9 protein-coding genes are annotated in these 11,049 nt (G+C 75.5%); all 9 read left to right on the top strand.

Annotated features, from left to right (window positions below):
- Positions 1–567: 567 nt before the first annotated feature.
- Complete coding sequence (locus NH602_RS22035) at positions 568–1,548, top strand: tetratricopeptide repeat protein (protein ID WP_253068794.1); 981 nt, start codon at positions 568–570, stop codon at positions 1,546–1,548.
- Positions 1,549–1,666: 118 nt separating this feature from the next.
- On the top strand, positions 1,667–2,404 hold the full coding sequence (locus tag NH602_RS22030; protein WP_100880943.1) for an SDR family NAD(P)-dependent oxidoreductase: 738 nt from the start codon (positions 1,667–1,669) through the stop codon (positions 2,402–2,404).
- A 23-nt stretch (positions 2,405–2,427) separates the two neighbouring features.
- The gene (locus tag NH602_RS22025; protein ID WP_100880219.1) at positions 2,428–3,234 is read left to right on the top strand and encodes an enoyl-CoA hydratase/isomerase family protein; all 807 of its coding nucleotides are present in this window, start codon (positions 2,428–2,430) and stop codon (positions 3,232–3,234) included.
- Between the two features lie 53 nt (positions 3,235–3,287).
- Positions 3,288–6,149, top strand: coding sequence for an FAD-binding and (Fe-S)-binding domain-containing protein (locus NH602_RS22020; RefSeq protein WP_253068793.1), 2,862 nt, complete (start codon positions 3,288–3,290; stop codon positions 6,147–6,149).
- A 121-nt stretch (positions 6,150–6,270) separates the two neighbouring features.
- Positions 6,271–6,675, top strand: coding sequence for a hypothetical protein (locus tag NH602_RS22015; protein ID WP_073573941.1), 405 nt, complete (start codon positions 6,271–6,273; stop codon positions 6,673–6,675).
- Between the two features lie 181 nt (positions 6,676–6,856).
- A complete protein-coding gene (locus tag NH602_RS22010) occupies positions 6,857–8,359 on the top strand; it encodes an APC family permease (protein WP_253068792.1) in 1,503 nt (500 codons plus the stop codon).
- A 47-nt stretch (positions 8,360–8,406) separates the two neighbouring features.
- Positions 8,407–9,105 carry a response regulator transcription factor gene (locus tag NH602_RS22005; RefSeq protein ID WP_374210246.1) on the top strand — a complete coding sequence of 233 codons (699 nt, stop codon included), beginning with the start codon at positions 8,407–8,409 and terminating at the stop codon, positions 9,103–9,105.
- Entirely contained in the window at positions 9,102–10,397 is a 1,296-nt protein-coding gene (locus NH602_RS22000) for a HAMP domain-containing sensor histidine kinase (protein WP_100880217.1), read from the top strand. The genes NH602_RS22005 and NH602_RS22000 overlap by 4 nt, the downstream gene beginning before the upstream one ends.
- Positions 10,398–10,481: 84 nt before the next feature.
- A complete protein-coding gene (locus tag NH602_RS21995) occupies positions 10,482–10,850 on the top strand; it encodes a hypothetical protein (RefSeq protein ID WP_139282673.1) in 369 nt (122 codons plus the stop codon).
- The last annotated feature ends 199 nt before the right edge of the window (positions 10,851–11,049 follow it).

The raw sequence follows: 11,049 nt of genomic DNA, 5'->3' as shown, positions 1-11,049 counted from the left end.
CTCCCGCCCCGAAGGCCTCGATGCCCGGAGGACCGGGCTCGTCCGCGGGCGGTGCGACGGGTGGCGCCACCCCCAGGAACGGCGAGGTCGGCCGCAGCGGGGGCCGCGGAGGCGGCGGCCGGGACGGCCGGCGCGCGGGCCGTCCCGCTGGGTCACCGGCGGCGGGGTCGGCGCCGGTGTCTCGACGCCTCACCGCCCCTGCGTCGTCCGCGACCTCACCATCGGTGTGGTCGGCGTCCCCCTGCCCCGACACGAGGCCCCCTCTCCGCACGGCGTGCGCGCGATTGTCGAGCCCCCGGACACCGCACTCCAGGCACCGCGACGGACGTGCACCCGTCCGGGGGCGTGGACCGCACGGCCGGGTGACCCCGTCCGGACGGGCCCGCCGACTCGGACCGTCGGTACGCCTCCTGCGACGCACAGTGATCGGTAAGGGTGGCCTTCGCCTCGGATGCTCGTTCGGAGCGCGCGATACCGCCGGTTACAGGTACGTTCGGTCACGATTCAGTGGGCCGTCCGGGTGAGTCCGGACGGTTCGTGGCGGTGAGGAGGGGAGGTCGGGTGTCCGTGGCCGACCGGCGAGTGACCGTCCCGCACCACGGTGCGGAGCGGTCGACGACCGCCGACCCTCTGCGCGAGGCCCTGCGCTCCCGTCACGACCGCGCCGCGACCGACGTGCGCGCCGCGGGACGCAGCGGCGACATGCCCGCGCTGCTGGACGCGACCCGTCGCGTCCAGCAGGTCCTCACCACCGCCCGTCGCGACCTCGGCCCGGACGACGCCGACACGCTCGTCGCCGAGGGGAGCCTCGCCGTCGCGCTGCTGCTGGGCTACGACCGTACCGGCGGGCTGGAGATCGCCACCCGCAACCTCGCTGCCCGCGAGGCGCTGCTGGGCCCGGACCACCCGGCGTCGCTCGCGGCCGCCGACGCCCTGGCCGCGGCCCACCGGGTGACCGGCGACGCCGAGGAGGCGGTCCGCCGGCACGAGGACGTGATCACTCGGCGGGCGCGGGTGCTCGGCGGGACCCACCCCTGCACGATCGCGTCCCGGGCCGCGCTGGCGCTCGCCCGTGCCGACACCGGCGACCTGCGCGGCGCGGCCGGCCTGCTCGCCGCCACGCTCGAGATCGCCGAGCGGGTGCTCGGCGCCGGGCACGCGGTGACCGACGACGTGCGGGAGCTGCTCACCGACTGCCGCGCCGCGGCCGACTCCGCGGGACACGTCACGGCACCCACCACGGCGACCACCGATGGTCCCGCCGTGCGACCGGCCGCGGAGCCCACCGCCGGTCCCACCGCCGGTCCCGCCGTGCGGCCCGCCGGGGACCCCGCCGACGGACCCGAGCCGCCCACGGGCGTCCTGCCGCGGATGCGCCCGCCGTCCGAGGAGCCCGAGCCACCGACCGGCGTCCTCCCGCGGATGCGTCGTCCGCGCCGGGACGCCGAGCCCACGACCGGGGTCCTCCCCCGGACCCCCGACCCGCGCGAGGAGACCCTCCCGCTGTTCTTCGACCGGCCCTCCGGCCCGCTGCCCGTGGTGCGCTGACCCGGCCCGGCGTCACGGACCCGCCGGCGAAAATTGACCATGGGGGCCGGTGTCGTCATCGTGGGCGGGGTCCGACACCGGTGTCGGCGACCAGGAGGTGGACCGGCCCGTGGGCAGGATGGACGACCGGACGGTGCTCGTCACCGGGGCCGGGCGCGGCATCGGCCGCGCCACCGCACTGCGGCTCGCCGGGGAGGGCGCCCGGGTCGCGGTGACCGACCTCGACGGCGACACCGCCGCCGCGACCGCCGCGGAGCTGGGCGGGGCCGGGACCGCGTACGCCCTCGACGTGGCCGACCCCGACGCCGTGCGCGACACCGTCGAGCGGGTCCGCGGCGACCTCGGCCGGATCGACGTGCTGATCAACAACGCCGGCTGGGACAAGGTCGGCGCGTTCGTCGACTCCGACCCGGCCGACTGGGACCGGATCGTGCGGATCAACCTGTTCGGGGTGCTGCACACCGCGCACGCCGTCGTCCCGCACCTGATCGCGCAGGGGTCCGGGACGGTGGTGAACCTCGCCTCCGAGGCGGGCCGCGTCGGGTCCAGCGGCGAGGCGGTCTACTCCGCCGCCAAGGGCGGGGTCATCGCGTTCACCAAGACCCTCGCCCGCGAGGTCGCCCGGCACGGTGTCAACGTCAACTGCGTGTGCCCCGGGCCCACCGACACCGCGCTGTTCGCCGACGTCGTCGAGGGGAACGACCGGCTGCGCGACGCCCTGGTGAAGGCGATCCCGTTCCGCCGCCTGGCCCGCCCCGAGGACGTCGCCGCCACCGTCGCCTTCCTCGCCTCCCCCGACGCCGACTACCTCACCGGGCAGACCGTCAGCGTCAGCGGCGGCCTGTCCATGCTCTGACCGCAGCCCCCGGGAGGACCCCCATGACCCTCGACCCGAGCACCTACACCCAGCTGCGGTTCGAGCGCCGCGACGACGGCGTCCTGCTCATCACCATCGACAACCCGGCCAAGTACAACGCCGCCGACGAGGTCCTGCACGGCGAGCTCGCGCGGGTCTGGCGGGACGTGTCGTCCGACGCCGCCACCCGGGTCGCGGTGATCACGGGGGCCGGGAGGGCGTTCTCCGCGGGCGGGGACCTCGGCATGGTCGAGCGGATGGCCGGCGACCACGAGCGCGTCGCCCACATGCTCCGGGAGATGTCCGACCTGGTCTGGAACATCATCGACTGCGAGAAGCCGGTCGTGTCGGCGATCAACGGGGTCGCCGTCGGCGCCGGGGTGGTCGTCGCGCTGCTCGCCGACATCGCGATCGCCGCCGAGGACGCGAAGCTGGGCGACGGCCACGTGAAGCTCGGCGTCGCCGCCGGGGACCACGCCGCGATCATCTGGCCGCTGCTGGCCGGGATGGCGAAGGCCCGCTACTACCTGCTGACCGGCGAGATGGTCACCGGCGCCGAGGCCGAGCGGCTCGGGATGGTCGCCAAGGCGGTGCCGCGCGAGCAGGTCCTCGACGAGGCGCTGCGGGTCGCGCACGCCCTGGGCACCGGCTCCCAGCAGGCCATCCGGCTCACCAAGCGGGCGCTGAACTCGTGGCTGCGCAGCGCCGGACCGGCCTTCGAGCAGTCCGCCGCCTACGAGATGTTGACCTTCATGGGCCCCGACGTGGTGGAGGGCGCCGCCGCGCTGCGCGAGAAGCGTCCCCCGAACTTCCCCTCGGCGCGGGGCTGACCCTGGGGCAGGGTGGGTGCACGCGCGTCCCACCACACGCCAGGAGCACCACCGTGACCCTCACCGGATCGCCCGCGGAGACACCGCCCACCGACCCGGCAGGCCGCCCGGCCCTGCACGCCCTGCACGACCGGCTCGCCGCCGCGGTCCGGCCCGCCGCCGTCGCCACCCGGGCGATCGACCGGCTCCGGATGGCGCACGACGCGTCGCACTTCGCCCGCACCCCGGCCGCGGTGGTGACGGCATCGAGCGCCGCCGAGGTCGCCGCGCTGTTCCGCGCCGCGGGCGGGGTGCCGGTGACCTTCCGCTCCGGCGGGACGAGCCTGTCCGGCCAGGCCGTCACCGACGGCATCCTCGTCGACGTCCGCCGCCACTTCCGCGGCATCGAGATCGAGGGCGACGGCGCCCGGGTGCGGGTCGGGCCGGGCGCGACGGTGCGCTCGGTCAACACCCGCCTGGCCCGGTACGGCCGGATGCTCGGCCCGGACCCGGCCAGCGAGGTCGCCTGCACCCTCGGCGGGGTCGTCGCGAACAACTCCTCGGGCATGGCCTGCGGCACCGCCGCGAACAGCTACGCGCTGCTGGACTCCGTCGAGCTCGTCCTGCCCTCGGGCACCACGCTGGACACCGGTGCCCCCGGCGCCGACGACGAGCTGCGCGCCCGCGAGCCCCGGCTGTGGGCGGGTCTGGCGCGGCTGCGCGACCGGCTCCGCGGCGACGCGGCGCTGCGCACCGAGATCGAGCGCCAGTTCTCGCTGAAGAACACCATGGGCTACGGCCTGAACTCCTTCCTCGACCACCACGACCCGGTGCAGATCCTGGCCCGGCTGCTCGTCGGCTCGGAAGGGACGCTGGCGTTCCTCGCCTCGATCACCATGCGCACCGTTCCGGTGCTCGCCCACACCCGCACCGGGCTGCTGATGTTCGACGACCTCGCCGCCGCCAACCGCGCGCTGCCCGGCCTGGTGGACTCGGGCGCGGCGACGATCGAGCTGCTGGACGCGACGTCGCTGCGGGTCGGACAGGGCGATGGGGCTGCGGTCGACGCCGTCCCCCTCCTCGGTTCGCTGACCGTCGACGAGCACGCCGCGTTCCTCGTGGAGTACCGCGGGCACACCGTCGACGAGGTCACCCAGCTCGCCGGGGACGCCTCCGGGCTGATCTCCGGGCTGCCGCTGCGGGGCCCGCGGGACCTGTCAGCGGACCCGGTCGCGAAGGCCGGGCTGTGGACGCTGCGCAAGGCGCTCTACGCCAAGGTCGCCGGCGCCCGCCCGCCGGGCACCGCGGCGCTGCTGGAGGACGTCGCCGTACCCGTCCCGGACCTGCTCGCGACCTGCGAGGGCCTGATCGCGCTGTTCGCGAAGCACGACTACGACCACGCCGTGATCTTCGGGCACGCCAAGGACGGCAACGTCCACTTCATGCTCACCGAGGACCTCGACGACTCGGGCACGGCGGGCGGCCGGGACCGCTTCGGCCGGTTCACCGACGACATGGTCGACCTCGTGCTGGCCCACGGCGGGACGCTCAAGGCCGAGCACGGCACCGGCCGGATGATGTCGCCCTTCGTCCGCCGCCAGTACGGCGACGAGCTCTACGAGGTCATGCGGGAGATCAAGCGGCTCTGCGACCCGCAGGGGATCCTCTCCCCCGGCGTCGTCCTCGACGACGACCCGACCGCGCACCTGGCCGGACTCAAGTCCGCCCCGGCAGTCGAGTCCGAGGTGGACCGCTGCGTGGAGTGCGGGTTCTGCGAGCCGGTCTGCCCCAGCCGTGACCTGACCACCACCCCGCGGCAGCGGATCGTGCTGCGCCGCGAGATGGCCGCCGCCCGGGCCGCGGGCGACGAGGCCCTGCTCGCCGAGCTGGAGGCCGACTACGCCTACGACGGCGTCGACACCTGCGCCGTCGACGGCATGTGCGGCACCGCCTGCCCGGTCTTGATCAACACCGGCGACCTGGTGCGACGGCTGCGCGGCGAACGCGACCACGGCGCCGCGGGCGCGGGCTGGACCCTCGCGGCGAAGCACTGGGGAGCCACCACCCGGGCCGCCGGGCTGGCCCTCACCGTCGCGCGGGCCGTGCCCGGCGCCGCACCCGTCTCGGCCGCGCTGCGCCGGGTCGCCGACCGCGAGCAGGTCCCGCAGTGGAGCCCCGACCTGCCCCGTGGCGGCGGGAACCGGGTCCCCGGCGGGCTCGTGTCCACCGACGCCGACCTCGTCCTGTTCTCCTCCTGTACCGGCGCCATGTTCGGCTCGGCGGGCACCGGCGCGGGCGAGGCGTTCGCCCGGCTCTGCGCGCGGGCGGGCCTGCGGGCGAGCGCACCCGCCGGCCTGGGGTCGCTGTGCTGCGGCACGCCGTGGAAGTCCAAGGGGCTCACCGAGGGCGCCGCGGCGATGGCCGAGCGGGTCCTCCCCGCGCTGTGGACGACGACCCGCGCCGGGGCGCTCCCGGTGGTGTCCGACGCGTCGTCGTGCACCGAGGGGCTGCGGGTGATGGTCGCGGCCGGGCCCGAGCGCTACCGCGGCCTGCGGGTCCTCGACGCCGTCGAATTCACCGCCGACCGGATCCTGCCCGCGCTCACCGTGCCCGCCCGGCTGGCCCGGCTCGTGCTGCACCCGACCTGTTCGGCCACCCAGCTCGGTCTGCTGGACCCGCTGCGGCGCCTGGCCGGGGCCGTCGCCGACGACGTCGTCGTCCCCGACTCGTGGAGCTGCTGCGGGTTCGCCGGGGACCGCGGGATGCTGCACCCGGAGCTGACCGCGGCGGCCACCGCACCGCAGGCCTGGGAGCTCGCCGGGGTCGACGCCGACGCCCACGCCTCCTGCAACAGGACATGCGAGCTCGGCATGAGCCGTGCTACCGGGCGTGACTACGAGCACGTCCTGGAGGTGCTCGAACGGGTGACGCGATGAGCGATTCTCGTGATCCTGAGGCGTCTTTTTCGGTCAAGTCCTTGTTTAGACCCCCCGGGACCGGGGATGAATGTCCGTGATGCGCGTTCCGTCGGGGGTGACGCGCACCCGGAAGGAGTCCATGACCGTGACCGTGGTGACAGGTGGGGCCGCGGCGAACGCCGTGATGGCGGTCGTCCGGGTCGAGGCACCCGCGGGCGTCGAGGCGGACGTCGTGGAGGCAGAGCTGACCCGTGCCCTGTACACGCACCGCAAGCGTCCGATGACCGTCGAGCTGTCCCTGGCCGACGGCACCGGCCCCTGGCCGCGGCGCGGACCCGCCCGGTACGCCTTCGTCGCCGTGCTGACCATGTCCGGGTGCTCCGAGCCGGAGCGGCTCGCCGCCCGCATCGAGAAGACGGCCCGCAAGGCGATCCGGCGCCGTTTCGGCCGTCCGGCCACCGCCGAGGTCCGCACCGGGATCTCCGGCGCCGAGGCGGGCGCCTACTGGTTCAGCGTGCGGGGCACGCCGCACCGGCAGTGCTGACCCCCGCGGCGGGGTCGCGGCGTGAGACGGGCCACCGCTGTTTCCGTTCGGGCGCGCCCGTGCCGCATCCTGTGTGCCGCCGCCGGCCCGGGCGGGAGCCGACGAGACGGGGAACGACCACCGTGCTGACCATCCTCACCTCCGAGAACGGCGGTTGACCGCCGCCGCACCGCCTCCCCTCGTGGAGGCCGGCCCGAAGGGTCTCCGCACCGGAGCGCTGGGTCTGTGGGGCAACACCGTCATCGGGCTCGGCGCCACCGCGCCGGCCTACAGCCTGGCCGCGACGCTCGGCTACGTCGTCCTCGCCGTCGGCGAGAAGGCGCCCGCGATGTTCCTCGTCGCGTTCGTGCCGATGCTGTTCGTCGCCGTCGCCTACCGCGAGCTGAACCGCGCGGTGCCCGACTGCGGGACGACGTTCACCTGGGGCACCAAGGCCTTCGGGCCGTGGGTCGGGTGGATGGGCGGCTGGGGCGTCGCGGTGTCGGCGATCATCGTGCTGGCCAACGTGGCCGAGATCGCCGCCGTGTACACCCTGCGCGCGCTCGGGTTCGTCGCCGCCGCGGAGAACACGCTGGTCAAGGTCGGCGTCGGGGTGCTGTTCATCCTGGTCATGACCTGGGTCAGCCATCGCGGGATCGTGCTGTCCGAGCGGTTCCAGAACGCGCTGATCGTCTTCCAGATCGTGGTGCTCGCCGTCCTGGCCGCCGGGGCGCTGTGGCTCGTGTACTCCGGCGACGCCGGCCCGCAGGCCGTGCTGCCGAGCTGGAGCTGGTTCGACCCGACCGGGATCTCCGGCTCCGCCGCCGCGCAGGCGCTGATCCTGTGCATCTTCGTGTACTGGGGCTGGGACGCCTGTCTGGCCGTCGGCGAGGAGACCCGCGGCTCGACGAGCACCCCCGGCCGGGCGGCGCTGCTGGCCACGGTGATCCTGCTGGCGATCTACGTCGTCGTCGCCGTCGCGTTGCAGTCCTACGCCGGGTTCGGCGCGACCGGGATCGGCCTGGCGAACCCCGAGCACTCCGAGGACGTGCTCACCCTGCTCGGCGCCCCGATGGGCGGCACGGTGCTCACCGCGGTGCTGCTGCTGACCGTCGCGGTGTCGGCGGCGTCGTCGACCCAGACCACAATCCTGCCCACCGCGCGCGGCGCGCTGGCGATGGCCGTCTACGGGGCGGTCCCGCGCCGCTTCGGCAGCGTCCACCCCCGCTACGCGACGCCCGGGTTCGCCACCGTCGTCATGGGGCTGTCCGCGGTGGTGTTCTACCTGGTGCTGGGACTGGTCAGCTCCGACGCGCTGCTCGACACCGTCGCCTCGCTCGGCCTGGCCGTGGCGTTCTACTACGGCATCACCGCCTTCGCCTGCGTCTGGTACTTCCGGCGCACCCTGCTCCGCTCGCCGCGCGACCTGCTGCTGCGCGGCCTGCTGCCGCTGCTCGGCGGCGTGGTCATGGTGTGGGCGTTCGTGCAGAGCTCGGTCGACATGCTCGACCCCGCCTACGGCGAGACCTCCTTCGGTCCGGTCGGCGGGGTGTTCGTGATCGGCGTCGGCATGATCGCGCTCGGTGTGCCGCTGATGCTGGCCTGCGCGGTGCGGCTGCGGCCGTTCTTCCGCGGCGAGACCCTCGACGAGGACACCCCGGTGCTCGTCCCGGAGACGGGGGAGCCGCCCTACGGCGGTTCCTAGGCCGCACGGGGTGCGCCGGCCCGGCCGGAGGGACGATGATCGGGCCGGTGAACGCCCGCATCCTGCTCGTCGAGGACGACCGCACGATCGGTGACGTCCTGCGCGGCAGCCTGACCGGGCACGGCTACGACGTCCGGTGGGAGCAGGCGGGCGGCCCGGCGCTCGCGGCGGCCGGGCACACCCCGTTCGACCTGGTCCTGCTCGACCTCGGGCTGCCCGACCTCGACGGCGTCGAGGTGTGCCGTCGGCTGCGCACGCTGCGCCCCGACGCGGTGCTGGTCGTGCTGACCGCCCGGACCGCGGAGATGGACGTGGTGCTCGGACTGGAGGCCGGCGCCGACGACTACCTGACCAAGCCGGTACGCCTGGCCGAGCTGCTCGCCCGGATCCGGGCGCACCTGCGGCGCGCCGGCGGCGACCGCACCGGGGACGTGCTGGAGGTCGGGGACCTGCGCGTCGACACCGGGGCGCGCCGCGCCACCGTCGCCGGGCGGGAGCTGGTCCTGCGCACCCGCGAGTTCGACCTGCTCGCCCGGCTCGCGACCGACCCGGGCACCGCGCTGAGCCGCGAGGTGCTGATGACCGACGTGTGGGACGCGCACTGGTTCGGCTCCACCAAGACCCTCGACGTGCACGTGGCCGCGGTGCGCCGCCACCTCGCCGCGCACGACGGCCCCCGGGTCCCGCTGATCACCACCCTGCGCGGGCACGGGTACCGCCTGGAGCTGCCCGGGGGCCTCCGGTGAGACGCCGCATCGTGCGCCTCACCCTCGTCGCGGTCGGGGTGACGCTGGTGCTGTTCGGGGTCCCGCTGGCCGTCGGGCTGGAGCGCTACACCGTCGCCCAGCAGCGCGAGTCGCTGCAGCGCATCGCGGACTTCGCCGCCCGCTCGGTCTACGACGACGTCGTCCACGACCGGGTCCCGGCCCGGCTGCCCGACGGACGCGACGACGACACCGCCGTCGCGCTCTACGACTCCGACGGCGACCGCACCACCGGCGACGGCCCGCCGGAGGGCGACGAGGGCGTCGACCGGGTCCTGGACCGGGGGCTGTCGTCGTCCCCGCCGGGGCAGCTCGTCGCGGTGTCCCCGGTGACCGACGGCGACGACGTCGTCGGGGTGGTGCGCGCGGCCCGCCCGGCCTCGGCGGTGTGGTCCTCGCTCGTGCCGCTCTACCTCGGCATGGTCGCGCTGGCCGGGCTGGTGCTGGTCGCGGTGTGGGCGCTCGCGATGCGCCTGGCCGCGCACCTGTCGGCGCCGCTGGAGTCGATGGCCCGCGACGCGGCCCGGCTCGGCGAGGGCGACTTCGGGGTCCGTCCCGCGCCCACCGGCATCGGGGAGCTCGACCGTGTCGGGTCCGCGCTCGGCCACACCGCAGGCCGCCTCGACGACCTGCTGGCCCGCGAGCGGGCGTTCTCCGCGGAGGCCTCGCACCAGCTGCGGACGCCGCTGGCCGGGCTGCGGCTGCGGCTGGAGTCCGCGCTCGACGACCCGGCGCTGCTGCGGCCCGCGACCGTGGAGGACGGGCTGGCCTCGGTCGACCGGCTGGAGCGCACCATCGACGAGCTGCTGCTGCTCGCCCGCGAACGCAGCCGTGACGCCGTTCCGGTCGACCTCGCCCGGCTCTTCGACGAGGCGCAGGCCGAGTGGGGCGACCGGCTGTCCCGCGCCGGGCGGTCGTTCTCGGTGTCCCGCGACGGCGCCCTGCCCGATCCGCCCGCCTCCGCCGCGGCGGTCCGCCAGATCGTCGCCGCCCTGCTCGACAACGCCGTCCAGCACGGGGCCGGCGCGGTCGCGCTGACCGCGCGGGAGGCCGGGCCGGACGCCGTGGCCGTCGACGTCGCCGACGAGGGGCCCGGGGTGGCCGAGGAGGACCTGTCGGGCAGCGACGGCCGGCGCGGCCTCGGGGTCGCCCTCGCCCGGCGGCTCGCCGAGGCCGAGGGCGGACGGCTCACCGCCCGCCGGTCGCCGTCGGTGGTCACCCTGCTGCTGCCGCTGGAACCGGCCCGGGACGGCCGATCGCTTACCTCCTTCTAACCTCCACCTCATTCCCCGTGGCACACGGGCTCCCTACCGTCGGTACCGGACATGATCGACGACGGTCGGCACCGGGAGGCCCGCATGACCACGACGCCCGACCAGCGGATCCGCGACGCCCTCACCGCCGACCCGGTCCTGCGGACCCTCGGGTTCGACCACCGCTCCGTCGGGTCCGCGTCCCCGCCCGCGGGGCCGGGCATCGTGCTCGGCTGGTCCGGGCAGTGGGCGGCGTCGGGTTCGGCGGCGCTCGGCACGGTGGTCGTCGACGTCGTCGGCGTCGACGGACGCACCCGCACGGCGGTGCTGGCCCGGATCGAGGTCGTGCTGTCCGGGCTGCGCGACGGCCCCGTGCGACGGGTCGGGGCCGGGTCCCCCGCGGACGGTGTCACCGTGCTCGCCGGCACCGGCGAGCCCGCCGGCCGGACCGCAGCCGGCGCGACCGTCGGGTAGCGACCGGTCACCGCCCCCATCCGTGACGGGCCCGGCGGAACGGACACGACGGCGTATCCGCCCAGGTGGGGGGCCGTCACGGCGATCTTGACCTCGCGTACGGTGCGGCCCATGGCTTCCGACACGAGCAGGCCCACGGACGGCAGCACGGCGACCGGTACCCCGGAGACCGACGATGCGGCCGGCTCCGTCGCGACGG

Source organism: Pseudonocardia sp. McavD-2-B (assembly GCF_024124365.1).
In the GTDB taxonomy this organism is placed as follows: Bacteria; Actinomycetota; Actinomycetes; order Mycobacteriales; family Pseudonocardiaceae; genus Pseudonocardia; species Pseudonocardia alni.
The sequence above is the reverse complement of the archived record's forward strand: the minus strand, read 5'-3'. Positions and strand labels throughout refer to the sequence as shown.

Coding starts and splice junctions, on each gene's coding strand:
- NH602_RS22030 (WP_100880943.1), top strand. CDS start 1,667: ATGGACGACCGGACGGTGCTCGTCACCGGGGCCGGGCGCGGCATCGGC.
- NH602_RS22025 (WP_100880219.1), top strand. CDS start 2,428: ATGACCCTCGACCCGAGCACCTACACCCAGCTGCGGTTCGAGCGCCGC.
- NH602_RS22015 (WP_073573941.1), top strand. CDS start 6,271: ATGACCGTGACCGTGGTGACAGGTGGGGCCGCGGCGAACGCCGTGATG.
- NH602_RS21995 (WP_139282673.1), top strand. CDS start 10,482: ATGACCACGACGCCCGACCAGCGGATCCGCGACGCCCTCACCGCCGAC.